The sequence below is a fragment of the Immundisolibacter sp. genome (assembly GCF_014359565.1).
Taxonomy (GTDB): domain Bacteria; phylum Pseudomonadota; class Gammaproteobacteria; order Immundisolibacterales; family Immundisolibacteraceae; genus Immundisolibacter.
Genome location: NZ_JACIZD010000001.1, coordinates 17,322 through 34,141 on the forward strand (window position 1 = coordinate 17,322; position 16,820 = coordinate 34,141).

Below are 16,820 nucleotides of genomic sequence, written 5' to 3' on the forward strand. Positions count from 1 at the left end.
CATCACTCGCGCTCGATGACTCTCAGCAGTGCCCTGCGCCGCTTGGACAGCGGGCCGAAGGCTTCCATGATCTCGCTCATCGAATCGCCGCGGGCCAGTGCATCCAGGATGTCAGCCCAGTCCTGCATGATGATCGCCCGCGACGCGATGTACTTCGTGTGGTCATACGGCGCGCGTGAGGAATCCTTCTTCCGCTTCGAGTGCGCCAGTTGCAGGTCGACTCGATTCTCGGGATAGCTCAACAATCCGAGCAGCGTCGTCGCTGTCGAACGGAAACCGTGCGACGAGAACTGGCCGCCGTAGCCCATGCGCTCCAACACCTTGTTGAGCGTCGTGGCGGACATCACTTCTCCCGGCTTTCGATAGCTGGGGAACAGCACCTTGCCACCACCAGTCAGCGTGTGGAGCTCCTTCAGCAGCATGATCGCCTGCTTCGAGAGCGGAACGATGTGAGGCTGGCGCATCTTCATGCGCCCTTCGGGAACCGTCCACATCGCATTATCCAGATCGAACTCAGACCAGTACGCCTTGCGCAGCTCGGCCGTGCGGACAAACGTCAGCGCCATCAGCCGCTGCGCGATCACGGTAGTCCGGTAGCCCGCATCATCCACGCTGTTCAAGAACTTCGGGATGTCCTGCCACGACAGCGGCGGGTTGTGCCGAACCCTCGGGCGCTTCACTGATTGCTTCAGCAATGCAGTCGGGTCGTTTTCGCAAAACCCCTCTCCCGATGCGTATGCGAAGAGCTGACCACTCCACTGCCGGATCAAGATCGCCACCGTAGGAGCGCCGCGGTCAACCACCCCTTGGATGATGGGCCGCAGGTGAGACGCCTTGATCGCGCCGATCGGCAGCTTGCCGAGCTTGGGAAACACGTCCTTCTCAAGATAGGTCTTCACCTGGCCGGCGTAGTAGTCGCTCCAATGCGCGTTGCTCGCCATCCACCTGCGGGCAACCTCCTCGACAGTGTGCTCGTTCCGCTCGACTTGGTTGGCGATCTTGACCCGCTTCTCCAGGATAGGATCGCGCCCCTCGCGAACCAGGTTGCGCGCCCAATCTCGCTCCTGTCGCGCAACCTCCAGAGTCACCTTGGGAAACGAACCAATCGAGTAGACCTGCGCGGCGTTGCCCAGGCGATACCGATACCACCAGAGCTTGCTTCCATTGGGCTGTATGCGCAGGAACAGGCTGCCGCCATCCCTGAGCGTGTAGGCCTTGGGCTTGGCTTGCGCCGTCTCGATCTTGCGTACGGTGAGGAGATTGAGAGCCATGTGTATAACGCCCTGCAGGGGACTCGTTACTCACATTGTTATACACTTTGGCAGTGGATTGGTCTAGCAAGTGACAGAACCCACCAGACTCTCAACCATTGCAAATCAACGCATTATGTATGCACCATGGAACTCGGTGGCATCCGGTGGAGCTCAATCGTAGTTGTCGAGCATGAAAACCATGCGCGCGGGGTCTCGGTGGCAGTGGGGCACAAACGCAAAGGGCGCGTATTTTCCGCTCAATGGCGGCGCAGGGGAAATCGCCCTGCCAGCCATCGGGAGACCGGACATTTTTCAGTCGGGGCTCAAGCCGGGCGCCACTGCGGCCGGTGCCCGGGAGGGACCTGGCCCAAGCACCCGCCCTGTAACGCCCCCTTTTTGAACCCGGCGCATTGCAGGCGCGCGGTTGCCTCAGATGCTGCCGGCCCGCTCCAACGCCCTCACGCCACCGCGTCCAGCCCGGCCTGCGCCATCTCGGCCGCCCGCAGCAGGGCGCGGGCCTTGTTCTCGGTTTCCTGCCATTCGCTCTCGGGCACCGAGTCGGCCACGATGCCGGCCGCTGCCTGCACGTACAACTGGCCATCCTTCACGATACCGGTACGAATCGCGATCGCCAGGTCCATGTCGCCCGAATAGCTGAGGTAACCGCAGGCGCCGCCATAAATGCCGCGCTTGACCGGTTCCAGCTCGTCGATGAGTTCCATCGCCCGCACCTTGGGCGCGCCGGTCAGCGTACCGGCCGGGAAGCTCGCCCGCAGCACATCCAGGTTGCCCATGCCCGGCCGCAGCAGGCCTTCCACGTTCGACACGATGTGCATGACGTGCGAGTAGCGCTCGATCACCATCTCGTCGGTGACCTCGACGCTGCCGATCTGCGCAATCCGGCCGATGTCGTTGCGGGCCAGGTCGATCAGCATCACATGCTCGGCGCGCTCCTTCGGATCGGCCAGCAACTCGTCGGCGAGGCGACGGTCCTCCTCGGGCGTGGCGCCGCGCGGGCGGGTGCCGGCCAGCGGACGGATGGTGACGCGGGTGCCGGCGGCGGTCGCCTCCTGGCGCACCAGGATTTCCGGCGAAGCACCGACGACCTGGAACTCGCCAAAGTCGTAGAAGTACATGTACGGCGAGGGATTGAGCGAGCGCAGCGCCCGGTACAGCGTCAGCGGCGACTGCGCAAAGGGCGTGCGGATGCGCTGGCCGACCTGCACCTGCATCAAGTCGCCGGCGGCAATGTAGTCCTTGGCACGTGCCACGGCGGCCAGGAAATCGGCCTTGGCGAAACCGCGCACCGATTCGCTGACGGCACCCGGCGGACTGGCCGGCGGCGCCAGCGGACTGCGCAACCGGACAAGCAAGGTGCGCAGGCGCGCCATGCCCGCCGCGTAGGCATCCGGCATGGCCGGATCGACGTAGACGATCAGGTAGATCTTGCCGGCCAGGTTGTCGACCACGGCCAGTTCCTGCGTCTCCAGCAGCAGCAGGTCCGGCGTGCCGATCTCGTCCGGCTGGTCGAAGCGGGCCAGCCGCGGCTCGATGTAGCGCACCGCGTCGTAGCCGAAATAGCCGGCCAGCCCGCCGCAGAAACGCGGCATGTCCGGCGGCACGTACACGCGCTGACGCTGCTGGTAGCGCTCGACGAAATCGAGCGGATTGCCGTCATCGCGCTCGATCACCACACCGTCCTCAACCACCTCGGTCGCGAAACCGCGGCTGCGCAGCAAACGCCGCGCCGGCAGGCCGATGAAGGAATAGCGCCCGAAACGCTCGCCGCCGACCACCGATTCCAGCAGGAAGCTGTTCGGTGCGTTCGCCAACTTCAGGTACAGCGACAGCGGGGTGTCGAGGTCGGCGTAGGTCTCCAGCGTCAGCGGGATGCGGTCGTAACCTTGCGCGGCAAGGGCGGCAAATTGGGCGTGATCCATGGCGCGGGCGGCGGGCGGCAAAAAAGGCCGGCAGTCTTGGCCGCTCAGGGAGCGCCGTCAAGCGCCGCGCGCATGGCGGCAAGGGTGGCCGCGTAATCGGGCGAGTTGAACACTGCCGAGCCGGCGACGAAGGTGTCGGCGCCGGCCCGCGCCACCTGCGCGATGTTGTCGACCTTGATGCCGCCGTCGACCTGCAGGCGAATGTCCCGCCCGCTGGCGTCTATCCGCGTGCGCACCTGCGCCAGCTTCGGCAGCGTGGACGGGATGAAGCTCTGCCCCCCGAAGCCCGGGTTCACCGACATCAGCAGGATCAGGTCCAGCCGCTCCATGACGTGATCCAGATGACACAGCGGCGTGGCGGGATTCAGCACCAGCCCGGCCTGGCAGCCGTGGTCGCGGATCAGCGACAGCGTGCGGTCGACATGCCGCGAAGCCTCCGGGTGAAAGCCGATCAGGCTGGCGCCGGCGGCGGCGAATGCCGGCACCAGCGCATCGACCGGCTGCACCATCAGATGCACGTCCAGGAAAGCCTGCGGCGCGTGGCGGCGCAGCGCCTCGACCACCAGCGGGCCAATGGTCAGGTTCGGCACGTAGTGGTTGTCCATCACATCGACGTGGATCCAGTCCGCGCCCGCCGCCAGCACGGCGTCCACTTCGGCGCCCAGGCGCGAGAAATCGGCCGACAGGATGGAAGGAGAGATGATGTAGTTCGACATGGTCAGAATGGCAGTGTCAGATCGGGCCGGACGCGCGCGAACAGCGCCCGGAATTGCGCCTCGATGCGCTCCAGCGCCGCCTGGTCGTCGGCCTCGAAGCGCATCACCAGCACCGGCGTGGTGTTGGAGGCCCGCACCAGGCCAAATCCGTCCGGATAATCGGCGCGGATGCCGTCGAGCGTGCTCACATCGGCGCCCGGAAAATCGGCCGCGGCGGTCAGGGTCTTCATCAGCGCGAAGTGCTCGCCTTCCTGCAGGTGCAAATGCAGCTCGGGCGTGCTGGCCGAGTCCGGGATGGCGGCGAAGACCTGCTCCGGCGTTTCAGCCTGGCGACTGAGGTACTCCAGCAGCCGGCAGGCGGCGTACACGCCGTCATCAAAGCCGTACCAGCGTTCCTTGAAGAAGATGTGCCCGCTCATCTCGCCGGCCAGCGCGGCGCCGGTCTCGGCCATCTTGGCCTTGACCAGCGAGTGGCCGGTCTTCCACATCAGCGGCCGGCCGCCGGCGGCGGCGATGGCACGCGGCAGGTGGCGCGTGCACTTGACGTCGAACAGGATGGTGGCGCCCGGCACGCGCGAGAGCACGTCGCGCGCAAACAGGATCATCAGCCGGTCGGCGAACACGATGCGCCCGCTGGCGGTGACCACGCCCAGGCGGTCGCCGTCGCCGTCGAAGGCCACGCCAAGGTCGAGACCTTTTTCGCGCACGCAGGCGATCAGATCCTGCAGGTTCTCCGGCTTGGTCGGGTCCGGGTGGTGGTTCGGAAAATTGCCGTCCACCTCGGCGAACAGCGGCACCACCTCGCAGCCGAGCGCCTCGATCAGCGCCGGCGCGCTGGCGCCGGCCACGCCGTTGCCGCAGTCGACGCCCACGCGCAGGCGCCGGGCCAGCTTCACGTCGCCCAGGATGCGCTCGCGGTACGGGGCGAGCGCGTCGGCCTCGCGCACGTGGCCGAAGCCGGTTTCAAGATCGTCCGCCTCGATCAGCGCGCGGATGCCCAGGATGTCCTCGCCGGACAAGGTCTTGCCGGCCACGACGATCTTCAGGCCGTTGTAATCGGGCGGGTTGTGGCTGCCGGTGACCGCCACGCCGCAGCCGGTGTCGAATTCGTAGCTTGCGAAATAGACCACCGGCGTCGGCACCATGCCGACGTCGATCACGCCGCAGCCGCTGGCCGCCAGGCCGCGCACCAGCGCATCGGACAGCGCCGGTCCCGACAGGCGCCCGTCGCGGCCTACGACCACCTCGCGGCAGCCGGCGCGGCGCACCAGCGTGCCGATGGCGCGGCCGATCTGGTACACGCCGACCTCGGTCAGGCTCTGGCCGACCACGCCGCGGATGTCGTAGGCGCGGAAGATTTCCAGGGGTGGCAGGCTCGCTGCGTTCATTGCGCGCTCGTCAGGTTGGGTTGAAAGGCAATTCTCAATCGCGGCCGGTGTGGCCAAAACCGCCGGCGCCGCGCGCCGACGGCGTGAAGCTGTCCACCACCGCAAACTCGGCCCGCACCACCGGCACCAGCACCAGCTGCGCGATGCGCTCGCCCGGCTCGATGGTGAACGGCGCCGCGCCGCGGTTCCAGCACGACACCATCACCTCGCCCTGGTAGTCGCTGTCGATCAGCCCGACCAGGTTGCCGAGCACGATGCCGTGCTTGTGGCCGAGGCCGGAGCGCGGCAGCAGCACGGCTGCCAGGCCCGGATCGGCGATGTGCAGGGCAAAGCCGGTGCGGATCAGCTCGGTCTGGCCGGGCGCCAGCGTCAACGGCGCATCCAGACACGCCCGCAGGTCGAGGCCCGCGGCGCCGTCGGTGGCGTGCTGCGGCAGCGGAAATTCGCGGCCCAGACGCGCATCCAGAACCTTGATCTCAACCCGGCGCATGCAGCCGCTGCGCAATCACGGCGATCAGGTCGCGCGCCAGCGTCGCCTTGCTGGCGCGCGGCAGTTCCCGCTGCCCGCCCGGCCACAGCAGCGTCAGCGCGTTGTCGTCCACCTCGAAGCCCTGGCCGGCGCCGACCGTGTTGGCGCCGATCAGGTCCAGGCGTTTTTCCTCCAGCTTGCGCCGCGCGTAGCCGAGCACGTCGTCGGTCTCGGCGGCGAAGCCGACCGTGAACGGCCGCTCGGCGAGCGCCGCCACCTCGGCCAGGATGTCCGGATTGCGCACCAGCTCGAGGGTCAGCGACTCGCGGGTCTTTTTGATCTTGTGCGCGGCCGGCTGCGCCGGACGGTAATCGGCCACCGCCGCGGTGCCGATGAACACATCCATGCCGGCCACCGCCTCCAGCACCGCGCGGTGCATGTCGAGCGCCGAGCGCACGCGCCGCACCGTCACACCCGGCGGGTCCGCCAGCGCCACCGGGCCGCTGATCAGCAGCACCTCGGCCCCCGCCGCGCGGGCGGCCTGCGCCACCGCGTAGCCCATGCGCCCGGAGCTGCGGTTGCCGAGGTATCGCACCGGGTCCAAGTCCTCGAAGGTCGGCCCGGCCGTGACCAGCACCCGCCGCCCAGCGAGCGGTCCTGGGGCCGGCTCACCGCCCAGCAGCGCCGCGCAGCGGTCGACCAGCTCCATCGGCTCCAGCAGGCGCCCGGCGCCGACCTCGCCGCAGGCCTGGCTGCCGCTGGCAGGACCCCACACCTGCACGCCGTCGGCCTGAAGCTGGCGCAGATTGCGCTGCGTGGCCGGGCTGTCCCACATGCCGGCGTTCATGGCCGGCGCGATGGCGATCGGCACCCGCGCCGCCAGGCAGCAGGCGCCCAGCAGGTCACCCGCCAGACCGTGCGCCAGGCGCGCCATGAAATCGGCCGTGCAGGGAGCGATCAGGATCAAATCGGCCCAGCGCGCCAGCTCGATGTGGCCCATGCCGGACTCGGCCTCGGCGCTGAGCAGGTCCTGATGCACCGGCTGGCCGCTGACCGCCTGCAGCGTCAGCGGCGTGATGAAGGCACCGCCGGCGGCCGTCAGCACCACCTGCACCTGCGCGCCCGCATCGCGCAGGCGGCGCACCAGCTCCGGCGCCTTGTAGGCGGCGATGCCGCCGGTGACGCCCAGCAGGATGTGTTTATTGGCAAGAGCGTTCATGATTGTGGGGCAGTTTAGCAGCGCGTTGTGACGGCTACTTTTACCGGAGGACCCGCATGGCAATCGTGGACTGGCACCCGGACGAGCGCCCCCGCGAGCGGCTGCTGGCCAGCGGCCCGGCGGCGCTGAGCGACGCCGAACTGCTGGCCATTTGTCTTCGCACCGGCGTGCGCGGCGAATCGGCGGTCGATCTGGCGCGCAACCTGCTCGCCGAACACGGCGGCGTGCGCGGCCTGCTGACCGGCGATCGCCACGCGCTGCTCGGGCGGCGCGGCCTGGGCGCCGCCAAGTACGCGCAGCTGCTGGCGGTGGCGGAACTGGGCCGCCGCTACGCGCAGGAAGTGCTGCGCCGCGGCGAGGCGCTGGCCTCGCCACAGGCGGCGCGCGATTACCTGGCCATGCAGCTGCGCGACCACCCGCAGGAGGTGTTCGGCTGTTTGTTCCTGGACAACCGCCACCGCGTGCTGGCCTTCGAGGAACTGTTCCGCGGCACCGTGAACGCCGCCAGCGTCTACCCGCGCGAGGTGGTGCGCGCGGCGCTGCGCCACAACGCGGCGGCGCTGATCCTGGCCCACAACCACCCATCCGGCGTGGCCGAGCCCAGCGACGCGGACCTGAGCCTCACGCGACGCCTCAAAACCGCCCTGGAACTGGTCGACGTGCGGGTGCTGGACCACATCGTCATCGGCGATGGACAGAGCACCTCGCTGGCCGAGCGCGGGCAGTTGTGAGCAGCCCGGCAGCGCGGCGGGGCACAATCGGACCATGCCGCCCGATCCCGCCTCCATGATTTCCGACCCACCCGCGTCAGGCGGACCGTCGATGCTGCGGGCGCTGCGCCACCGCAACTTCAAGCTGTTCTTTTTCGGCCAGCTGCTGTCCCTGCCGGGCACCTGGATTCAGATGGTGGCGCAGTCGTGGCTGATCTACCGGCTGACCGATTCAGCCGTGCTGCTGGGGCTGGCGGGCTTTGCCAGCCAGTTTCCGGTGTTCCTGATCGCGCCCCTGGGCGGCGCGCTGGCGGACCGGTTCAGCCGCCACCGGCTGCTGATCGGCACGCAGCTGGCGTCGGCCGTGCTGGCGCTGGCTCTTGCCGCACTCACGCTCAGCGGGCAGGTCGAGGTCTGGCATGTATTCACGCTGGCCTCGCTGCTGGGCGTGGTCAACGGCTTCGATCTGCCGGCGCGCCAGGCGTTCACGGTCCAGCTGGTGGGTCGCGACGATCTGCCAAACGCCATTGCGCTCAATTCGTCGGCCTTCAATGCCGCGCGCCTGGTCGGCCCGGCGGTGGCCGGCGTGCTGGTGGCGGCCGCCGGCGAGGGCTGGTGTTTTCTGCTCAATGGCGTCAGTTACGCGACCGTGCTGGCGGCGCTGCTGGCGATGCGCCTCACGCCGACCGAAAAGCCGATTCATACCGGCTCCGTGCTGGCGCACATCGTGGACGGCGTGCGCTACGTGCGCGGCCATCTGCCGATCCGCAGCCTGCTGTTGCTGCTGGGCATGGTCAGCCTGGCCGGCATGCCGTACGCGGTGCTGATGCCGGTGTTCGCGGACCGCATCCTGCACGGCGGGCCGCAGGGACTGGGCATTCTGATGAGCTGCGCCGGCGGCGGGGCATTGGTCGGCGCACTGCTGCTGGCGGCGCGGCGCAGCCCACGCGGGCTTGGTGCCTGGGTGCCGTGGGCGGCGTTCGGATTTGGGCTCGGCCTGGTCGGCTTTTCGCTGTCGCGCAGCTTCTGGCTGTCCGGCGCGCTGCTGGTGCCGACCGGCTTTGCCATGATGGTGCAGATGGCCGCTTCCAACACGCTGCTGCAGATGATGGTGCCCGATGCCCTGCGCGGACGGGTGATGTCGCTTTATTCGATGATGTTCATGGGCATGGCGCCGCTGGGCTCGCTGCTGGCCGGCAGCCTGGCCGGGGTGATCGGCGCGCCCGGCACGGTGGCCGGCGGTGGCGCGCTGTGCATGCTGGCGGCGCTGTGGTTCAGGCGGCGCTTACCGCAGATTCGCGGCGCCATCCGCGGAGCCGGTTCGGGCGAGCCGGCTGCCGATGGCCGCGGCGCGCAGCCGGTGGACGGCGCCCGGCGGCCTGAGCCGCAATCCGGGGCGCCGGAACGGCTGGACTAGCGAAAGCCGCCGTAGCCGCGGCGCTTGCGGCCGCCCAGCCATGGCAGGATGAGGCCGAGCAGCAAGCCGGCCATGAGCACCGCGGCGCCGGTCACGAACCAGCGGCGGCGGTCATCGGTCCGCAAGGCAGCCGCTTCGTCGCGCAGCCCGTCCACCTGCGCCTGCAGGGACTGGATCTGCTCTTCGAGCTGCCGGTTCTGGCTGGCCAGCGCCGCCGCTTGGCCGGCCGCTTCCTGCAGGGCCGGTTGCTGCGCCACCAGCGCCTCGTGTTCGCGCTGCAGGGCACGCAGTGCCTGCGCCGGCTCCACCGCCGGCTGGCGCGCCGGTTCCACCATGGGCTGGCGCGGCGGCTCCTGGCCGGCTTCGATGGCCAGGGCCCGGCCGCTCACCAACACGGCAAGCGCGAGCGCGAACACACATCGATTCAAGGTCATGGGCGACAGGTCTCCGGCAACGCAGCGCGGCATTCTAGCAACCCGCCCCGGCCAGCCCGGGGCCACGCCTTACAATGCGCGCCAACCCTGCCCGCGGTATGCGCCCGCCGATGATCCGCCCCGCCACGCTGGACGACCTGGATGCCCTGGTCGAGATCGAGGAGCGCTGTTTCGACAGCGATCGCCTGAGCCGGCGCAGCTTTCGCCACCTGCTCACGCGCGGTCACGCCGCAACCCTGGTCGCCGACGAGCATGGCGCGATCCGCGGCTACGGCATGGTGCTGTGCAACGCCGGCACCTCGCTGGGGCGCCTGTATTCCTTCGCCGTCGATCCGGCAGCCCGCGGCCGCGGGCTCGGCCATCGGCTGCTGGAGGCCTGCGAGCAGGCGGCGCTGGCGCGCGACTGCGTCACGCTGCGCCTTGAAGTGCGCCCCGACAACGCGGCCGCGATCCGGCTCTACGAGGCCCACGGCTACCGCCGCTTCGACGTGGTGGAGGACTACTACGAGGACCACGCCGAGGCGCTGCGTTACGAGAAGCAGGTCGCGCCGCACCTGAAGCCCGACCTGGTGCCGGTGCCCTACTACCAGCAGACGCTGGATTTCACCTGCGGACCGGCGGCGCTGATGATGGCGATGAAGGCCCTGCAGCCGACCCTGCGCACCGACCGCAAGCTCGAACTGCGCCTGTGGCGCGAGTCGACCACCGTGTTCATGACCTCCGGCCACGGCGGCTGCGGCCCGTATGGCATGGCGCTTGCGGCCTGGCAGCGCGGTTTCGACGTCGAGGTGTTCGTCAACGACGAGGGCGCGCTGTTCGTCGATTCCGTGCGCAGCCCGGACAAGAAAGCCGTCATCACCCTGGTGCAGGAGGACTTCCTGGACCAGCTGCGTGCCCTGCCGGTGCCGCTGCACCGCGGTGCCGCCAGCCTCGACCGCTTGCAGGCGGCATTCGCCGACGGCGGCATCCCGATCGTGCTGATCAGCTCGTACCGCATCTATCACGAAAAATTTCCGCACTGGCTCGTGGTCACAGGCTTCGACGACCGCTACGTGTACGTGCACGATCCCTTCGTCGACGCCGAAACCGGCAAGACCCGCATGGACTGCATCAACATGCCCATCCTGAAGAAAGACTTCCAGCGCATGGCCCGCTACGGCAAGGCCGGCCAGCGCGCCACGCTGGTGATCCGCCGCCGCGCGAATGCCGCCAGCGTGCCGGCCGTGGCCGCCGGCTGAGGCGCCGATGTCGGTTCATCTGATCGTGGTGGAACACCGCCGGGACTGGCCGGCCCACTTTCCGCCGGCCATGGTGGTCACGGTGCAGGACTACCTGGCCACGCCCGAGTACCAGAAGCTGCGCGACGTGCGCGTGCTGAACCTGTGCCGTGGCTACCGGTACCTGAGTCTGGGCTACTACTGCTCGCTGCTGGCCGAGGCGCGCCGCCACCGGGTGATCCCGGCCATGCGCGCCATCACCGACCTGTCGGCCAAGGCCATCTACAGCCTGGGCGCGGAGGATCTGGACGCGCAGGTGCACCGCTCGCTGTCGAGGCGGATCGCGCGCCAGGCCGGTCGCAGCGAATTCGAGATGGACATCTACTTCGGTCGCTGCGCCGACGAGGCGTTGCAGGACCTGGCCGAGGAAATCTTCGAGCTGTTCCCGTGCCCGCTGCTGCGGGTGCAGTTCGAGCACGACAGCAAGTGGCGCATCAGCGCCATCCGGCCGCTGGCACTTGGCGCCATCCCCGCCGAGCAGCAGGCGCTGTTCGTGGCCAGCTTCGAGGCCTACGTCAGCCGGCGCTGGCGCTCGCCGCGGGTGCGCGAGTCGGCCCGCTACGACATCGCCATCCTGCACAACCCGGCCGAGAAGCTGCCGCCGACCAGCGCCCGCGGCCTGCAGCGCTTCATCCGCGCCGGCAAGAAACTCGACCTGTCGGTGGACCTGATCGAGCGCAAGGACTACGGCCGGCTGGCCGAATATGACGCGCTGTTCATACGCGAGACCACGGCCATCGACCACCACACCTACCGCTTCGCCAAGCGCGCGCAGGCCGAGGGCATGGCCGTCATCGACGACCCGGACTCGATCGTCAAGTGCACCAACAAGGTCTACTTGCACGAGCTGCTCAGCGCCAATCGCGTGCCGGTGCCACGCACGCGCGTGCTGCAGAAAGGCCAGCTCGATGGCCTGGCGCTGGATGCGGTGACCTACCCGGCAGTGGTGAAGATTCCGGACGGTTCGTTCTCGCGCGGCGTGCACAAGGCCGAGAATCGCGAGCAACTGGAGCAGTACGCACGCGAGCTGTTGCGCGAGTCGGACCTGATCCTGCTGCAGGAATTCGTGTACACGGAGTTCGACTGGCGCATCGGGGTGCTGAACCGCAAGCCGATATATGCCTGCCAGTACTTCATGTCCAAGCACCATTGGCAGATCGTCAAGCACGGCGCCGACGGCCAGTTCACGGAAGGCAACGCCCGCACCGTGGCGGTGGAAGACGCCCCGCCGCAAGTCGTGAAAACCGCGCTCGCCGCCGCCAACCTGATCGGCGACGGCTTCTACGGCGTGGACATCAAACAGGCCGGCGAGCGGGTGGTGGTGATCGAGGTCAACGACAACCCGAACGTCGACCCGGGCATCGAGGACGCGGTACTGGGCGATCGCCTGTACGAGCTGATCCTGGAAGACCTGGCGCGGCGCCTGGACGAACGGCGCGCACGCTAGGGCCGCCGCTGCCGCCTTTTCTCGATTCGGCTCAGCGCAGCGTCAACCCGCCGTCGGCGACGATCACCTGACCGGTAATCCAGCGCGCGTCGGTCGAGCACAGCAGCGCGATCACGCGCGCGATGTCGTCGGCCTCGCCCACCCGCCCGCGCGGCGTGCGCTTGACCCACTCGGCCGCTGCGGCGGCGTAACCGCCCGGCTCGTGCGTGTCCGCCCACAGGCGCGCCGAATCGGTGGCCACGAAGCCCGGCACCACGCAATTGGCGTTGATGCCCAACGGCGCCAGCTCCGCCGCCAGGTAGCGCGTCAGCGTCTCCACCGCCGCCTTGGCGGCGCCCAGCAAACCATGCCCCGGCAGACAGCGCAGCGTGTCGAAGCCGGACACGGTGACGATATTCCCGGCCCGCCCCTGCATCAGCGGCACCGCCGTGCGCACCAGCGTCAGCAACGACTGCACGCTGGTGTCCAGCGTCATGCCGATGTTGTGGGGGGCCAGCTCCAGCAGCGGCTTGAAGGCTGTCGAGGCGGCATTGGCGACCAACACATCGAGCCGCCCGAACTCGGCTCCCACCTGCTGCACCAGCGCCGCGACGGCCTCCTGGTCGCGCAAGTCGGCACGCACGGCGATGGCGCGCACACCGGCCGCGCGCGCCTCGCTGCACACCGCCAGCGCAGCTTCCTCGTCACGCCGGTAATGGACCGCGATGTCTGCGCCGCGGCGCGCCAGCAACAGCGCCGTGGCGCGACCAATGCCGCGCGAGCTGCCGGTGATCAGCGCCACCTGGCCGCGAAAAGGCTGTTCTGCCATGACTCCCCCAATACTCATCGTGCTGACTGCACGCGCAGCGTGCCCAACAGGCAGTGTGCCGGAGTGGACGTGCCCGAACAAAGGCCGGCGCCCGCGCCAGGGTGACAGCGATCAGCGCCGTGGGTAGTTCGCGTGGTCCGCCAAGGCGCGAGGTCATATCCCGCGCGAACTGTGGTCAGCCGCCTACCCAGTTTGTCCCCCTTACCTCGCGGAACAGCCTTCGACATGGGAACGGGGCCTGTCCCCGGTTATTCCTTCGGGGGTGGCGCTTGCCGTGGAACAGGATGTATCGTTTTATTCAGTGGACGTAGGGAGTCTCGGCCCGCTTGGCGTACCCCCGCCGCCGGACCGCTCCCGAACTTGGTCCAGCAGATCGGGTAGCGAAGCGGAGGGCGAATGGTGGATAATCCGGCATGGCCATTCAACTTGCGAATTTATAAAGACTGTTCCGGAAATTCATGCCAGATTGCACGCCAAATGGTGTACATATTACGCTATGTGGCTAGATAATTAGGAGTGTGCATGGTCGAGTGTCAGCAATTGGCTTCAGTGCCGCCCATCTGGGTGACCACTCTAGCCGCACTACTCACACCGACAATCGCGATCATCGCGGTTTACATCGGATGGCAACAATGGCGCACGAATAGAAACAAACTGAAGTTGGATTTGTTTGATCGTCGATTCACGGTGTACGACGCCGCTCGAACTCTGATAGGTCGCGTGCTTACACAGTCCCATGCCAAAAATGACCAAATCTTGGAGTTCCTTACTGGAACACGAGAAGCAAGGTTCCTTCTCGACAAACAGATTGCCGAATACCTGTTTAAGGAGTTTCATCTCAAAGCCATCTTATTGTTGACTCTACATTCTGAACTTGAAGGGTCGCCGGGCGGGACTGAGCGGACCAAGAACATAGAGCACAGGCGCGAGGTGCGCAATTGGTTCGAGCAACAGTATGACGTACTAGATGAAAAATTCTCGAAGTACATTCAACTTGAGCACTAGCTACATAACAGCACATTCGAGTGGGACGCGCGCAAAAAGCGGCGCGCGCCCCACAATGTGCACGTTGGGCGTCTAGCTCGCGAAGGAATGCTTATGGCAAATAATTCAAACGAAATCACCAAGGCATTTTGCGCGCTTGGCGACTACTTCTCCCGAATGGGGGGCGCCGCTCGATACTTCAACATGCCTGAGTCCGACATACCGCTCTACATAGCTTGCCAGTTGGCAAGTAAACATTGTCCATCCTTCGAGCAGAACGAGTATGTAGTTCCTCAATTCATCGAGGCTGCATCACCCGTATTGAAGGAAGTTCACTCTCACTTGGAAGTGGTTACTGCTCAGGGCGATGAACTGGCGGGCCTAATTTGTGAGTTTGTGAATTTTGTCAACTCAAAGCTGAAGGAACATGACCGGTCATCCCGTTGGAACCGATTCACTGAATGGTCAAGCAGAACATACGCCCAACCCATCATTCCACACGACGCTGCGCGATAAAGCCGCGCAGCAACCGTAGCCTGGATGAAGCGCAGCGGAATCCGGGATGATCCGCCCAACGCGGACTTCGTTTGCTACGCCATACTACGGACGGCGATAGGCCGCGTTCGGCGCGAGCCGAATTTCGGACAGCCCGCCGTAGGATGGGTGAAGGCTGCCAAGCCGCAACCCATCATCCGGGGCCGGGCACACGCCGGACCCCGCGCCGGCAATCCGGCAGCCTGTGCCTATTTGCGGATTGATGGGTTTCGCTGTGCTGCACCCATCCTACATTCGGATTTCAGCCCGCCTAGGGCCGCTCCACGCGTCGGTCGGTGTGCTTCCTGGCGTTCTTGATGAAGCTGGTATCGAAGGTCTTGAGCGAGTCTTGTTCCTTGCTCAGGGCAAGGTGAAAGGCATCCGCGAAGTCAAAGCCGGCTTCATGCCAGTCGATCACCTGGGCAATGAGTTGCCCGTCGCTCACCGTGACGTTGCGCAGGCCGCAGATCCGTCGCAAGGCCGTGCATATGTCTGCGGGGCTCAAGTCAAAGGCAGCGCGCAGGACCCATTCGGTTTCCAGCAGCACCGTATCCGGGATGAAGATGTCATCGGAAGCGAACAGCTTTTGGCTGGCCTTGCTCTGCGCCGCGTCGTCGCTTACTAGAAGGCGCACCAGAACGTTGGTATCAATTGCTGTCACGCCACTTCCTGCGCATGTCCTGAAGCAGTGCAGCTTCGATCTGGGCATCGGTCTTGGCGGCAACCTTGCCGCTGAACATGCCGATGACCTCGGAAAGCTCCGAGGGGGCAAAGGGGGCCTTGGGCTTCAGAAGCAGGCCATCCCCGGTGTCTATCACCATGAGTTCAAGGCCAGGTTCCCAGTGGTGGGTGCTGCGGAAGGCCTTGGGGATGATCACCTGGCCCTTGCTGGAAAGCTTGGTGGTTTTCATGAGGCGCTCGGGAAGTAAGAGTCAGGTAAGACTATGCCTGGGGGGCAGGCCGGTCAAATCGAGCGGCGCTGACCCTGCCCGGCAGGCGCTTACTCACCCTCCCGCCCCAAACGCTCCCAGTCGAAGGCCAGCGGCTGGCGATCCAGCGTGCGCTGCACGGCGTCCTGGTAGTAGTCGGTGCCCATGCATACGGCCTGGGCATGGCTTTCCAGGTCTTCGAGCGCGTGCGCGTCCAGGTGCAGGGCCTGGTTCAGGATGTTCTTGGACAGGCCCAGCGCCTCGCGCGAGGCGTGGCAAAATCGCTTGGCCAGCGCCTGCGCGGCGGGCATCAGCTGCTGCGGCGGGTGCAGGGCATAGACGATGCCGAGTCTCTGCGCTTCCTCGGCCGGCAGGACGCGGGCCGAGTAGATCAGCTCCTTGGCGCGCGCCAGGCCGACCACGCGCGGCAGCAGGTGGAACATGCCAAGGTCCGGCACCAGACCGATGCGCCCGAACACGGCGCAAAAACGGGCACGCGGCGTGGCCAGGATGAAATCGGCCGCCAGCGCGAACGAAAAGCCGGCGCCGTAGGCCGAGCCGTCCACGGCCGCGATGACCGGCATTTCCAGATCCACCAGATCGCGCAGCCAGCGGTGCACGGCCTTCACCCGGCCGCGCGAGGCGTGCGGCGGGCGTCGCTGCTCGCTCATGCTGCGCAGATCGCCGCCGGCGCAGAAATGCTCGCCGGCGCCGGTCAGGATCAGCGCGCGTATCTGGGTGCTCGCCGCCAGTTCTGCGACCACGTCGGCCATTTCGGCGCGCATGGTCATGTCCAGGGCGTTGCGGGCCTGCGGACGGTTCAGGGTCAGCGTGGCGATGCCGTCGGCAACGACGAAGTCGAGCGTGGTGTAGGGCATTGACGGCTCCGGCGGGTGTGCGGCCAGTCACTCCAGGACATTCACCAACGAACCGGCATGCCGGCGGCTTGGCTGCCGGGATGAACAGCCGCGCACCAGTGTCAGCGCAGCAACTTCGTCAGAATGCCCCAGAGGCTGAACGTCGTCCTCGAATAGACACAGTTATAAGCGGCCCGCCTCGGGTTCGTCAGCCAGCCCCAACCGCGGGGAGCTTTCAGGCCCAGGTTGTGGCGGATGAATCGGGCGGGAGAGGTACGCGCCGCGATCATCTTTCTCAGAGACGGCTTTCGGACGCCGAATTTCATACTGGCCCCTCCGCTACAGGGCTGCTGAACCCGCCTGAGCATGTCCTTTTGGAAACAGACACTGCGGTGCGAGGCCATCGACGCCATGAATTTCCGCCAGGCCGCCTCGGCT

General features: G+C 66.9%; 17 protein-coding genes. 5 read left to right on the plus strand and 12 right to left on the minus strand.

Going from position 1 to position 16,820, the window contains the following annotated elements; genetic code table 11:
* Positions 1–2: 2 nt before the first annotated feature.
* The 6 genes from H5U26_RS00085 to coaBC form a co-directional block, all read right to left on the minus strand.
* Complete coding sequence (locus tag H5U26_RS00085; protein WP_068804059.1) at positions 3–1,271, minus strand: integrase arm-type DNA-binding domain-containing protein; 1,269 nt, start codon at positions 1,269–1,271, stop codon at positions 3–5.
* A gap of 440 nt (positions 1,272–1,711) precedes the next feature.
* Positions 1,712–3,193: an anthranilate synthase component I gene (trpE, locus tag H5U26_RS00090; protein ID WP_290615552.1), complete on the minus strand. Its 1,482-nt coding sequence runs from the start codon at positions 3,191–3,193 to the stop codon at positions 1,712–1,714.
* A gap of 44 nt (positions 3,194–3,237) precedes the next feature.
* Positions 3,238–3,909 (minus strand): ribulose-phosphate 3-epimerase, encoded by a 672-nt coding sequence (gene rpe, locus H5U26_RS00095; protein ID WP_290615553.1) that lies wholly within the window; start codon positions 3,907–3,909, stop codon positions 3,238–3,240.
* A 2-nt stretch (positions 3,910–3,911) separates the two neighbouring features.
* Positions 3,912–5,297, minus strand: a complete 1,386-nt coding sequence (locus tag H5U26_RS00100) for a phosphomannomutase/phosphoglucomutase (RefSeq protein ID WP_290615554.1) — start codon at positions 5,295–5,297, stop codon at positions 3,912–3,914.
* Between the two features lie 34 nt (positions 5,298–5,331).
* Positions 5,332–5,787, minus strand: a complete 456-nt coding sequence (dut, locus tag H5U26_RS00105) for a dUTP diphosphatase (RefSeq protein WP_290615555.1) — start codon at positions 5,785–5,787, stop codon at positions 5,332–5,334.
* The gene (gene coaBC, locus H5U26_RS00110; RefSeq protein WP_290615556.1) at positions 5,774–6,985 is read right to left on the minus strand and encodes a bifunctional phosphopantothenoylcysteine decarboxylase/phosphopantothenate--cysteine ligase CoaBC; all 1,212 of its coding nucleotides are present in this window, start codon (positions 6,983–6,985) and stop codon (positions 5,774–5,776) included. The genes dut and coaBC overlap by 14 nt, the downstream gene beginning before the upstream one ends.
* Positions 6,986–7,041: 56 nt before the next feature.
* On the opposite strand from coaBC, the gene radC reads away from it, so the two are divergent.
* Both radC and H5U26_RS00120 read left to right on the plus strand, forming a co-directional pair.
* Positions 7,042–7,716, plus strand: a complete 675-nt coding sequence (gene radC / locus H5U26_RS00115) for a DNA repair protein RadC (protein ID WP_290615557.1) — start codon at positions 7,042–7,044, stop codon at positions 7,714–7,716.
* Between the two features lie 91 nt (positions 7,717–7,807).
* Complete coding sequence (locus H5U26_RS00120) at positions 7,808–9,112, plus strand: MFS transporter (protein ID WP_290615558.1); 1,305 nt, start codon at positions 7,808–7,810, stop codon at positions 9,110–9,112.
* On the opposite strand, the gene H5U26_RS00125 is transcribed toward H5U26_RS00120, so the two are convergent.
* Positions 9,109–9,546: a TIGR04211 family SH3 domain-containing protein gene (locus tag H5U26_RS00125; protein ID WP_290615559.1), complete on the minus strand. Its 438-nt coding sequence runs from the start codon at positions 9,544–9,546 to the stop codon at positions 9,109–9,111. The two genes, H5U26_RS00120 and H5U26_RS00125, sit on opposite strands and share 4 nt — an antisense overlap.
* Positions 9,547–9,656: 110 nt before the next feature.
* On the opposite strand from H5U26_RS00125, the gene H5U26_RS00130 reads away from it, so the two are divergent.
* Together H5U26_RS00130 and H5U26_RS00135 are read left to right on the plus strand one after the other, a co-directional pair.
* Positions 9,657–10,784, plus strand: coding sequence for a GNAT family N-acetyltransferase/peptidase C39 family protein (locus H5U26_RS00130; protein ID WP_290615561.1), 1,128 nt, complete (start codon positions 9,657–9,659; stop codon positions 10,782–10,784).
* Positions 10,785–10,791: 7 nt separating this feature from the next.
* Complete coding sequence (locus H5U26_RS00135) at positions 10,792–12,270, plus strand: RimK family protein (protein WP_290615563.1); 1,479 nt, start codon at positions 10,792–10,794, stop codon at positions 12,268–12,270.
* A gap of 31 nt (positions 12,271–12,301) precedes the next feature.
* Here the strand turns inward: H5U26_RS00135 and H5U26_RS00140 are convergent, their stop codons facing one another.
* Positions 12,302–13,078, minus strand: a complete 777-nt coding sequence (locus tag H5U26_RS00140; RefSeq protein ID WP_290615565.1) for an SDR family oxidoreductase — start codon at positions 13,076–13,078, stop codon at positions 12,302–12,304.
* 522 nt (positions 13,079–13,600) lie between these two features.
* On the opposite strand from H5U26_RS00140, the gene H5U26_RS00145 reads away from it, so the two are divergent.
* Positions 13,601–14,083, plus strand: coding sequence for a hypothetical protein (locus tag H5U26_RS00145; RefSeq protein ID WP_290615567.1), 483 nt, complete (start codon positions 13,601–13,603; stop codon positions 14,081–14,083).
* A gap of 784 nt (positions 14,084–14,867) precedes the next feature.
* On the opposite strand, the gene H5U26_RS00150 is transcribed toward H5U26_RS00145, so the two are convergent.
* From H5U26_RS00150 to H5U26_RS14865, 4 genes are all read right to left on the minus strand, one after another.
* Entirely contained in the window at positions 14,868–15,257 is a 390-nt protein-coding gene (locus tag H5U26_RS00150; protein ID WP_290615569.1) for a type II toxin-antitoxin system VapC family toxin, read from the minus strand.
* A complete protein-coding gene (locus H5U26_RS00155; RefSeq protein ID WP_290615571.1) occupies positions 15,244–15,507 on the minus strand; it encodes an AbrB/MazE/SpoVT family DNA-binding domain-containing protein in 264 nt (87 codons plus the stop codon). Before H5U26_RS00155 ends, H5U26_RS00150 begins: the two co-directional genes overlap by 14 nt.
* Before the next feature lie 89 nt (positions 15,508–15,596).
* Entirely contained in the window at positions 15,597–16,403 is an 807-nt protein-coding gene (locus H5U26_RS00160; protein ID WP_290615572.1) for an enoyl-CoA hydratase/isomerase family protein, read from the minus strand.
* 101 nt (positions 16,404–16,504) lie between these two features.
* The gene (locus H5U26_RS14865) at positions 16,505–16,708 is read right to left on the minus strand and encodes a hypothetical protein (protein WP_366055853.1); all 204 of its coding nucleotides are present in this window, start codon (positions 16,706–16,708) and stop codon (positions 16,505–16,507) included.
* Positions 16,709–16,820: the final 112 nt, after the last annotated feature.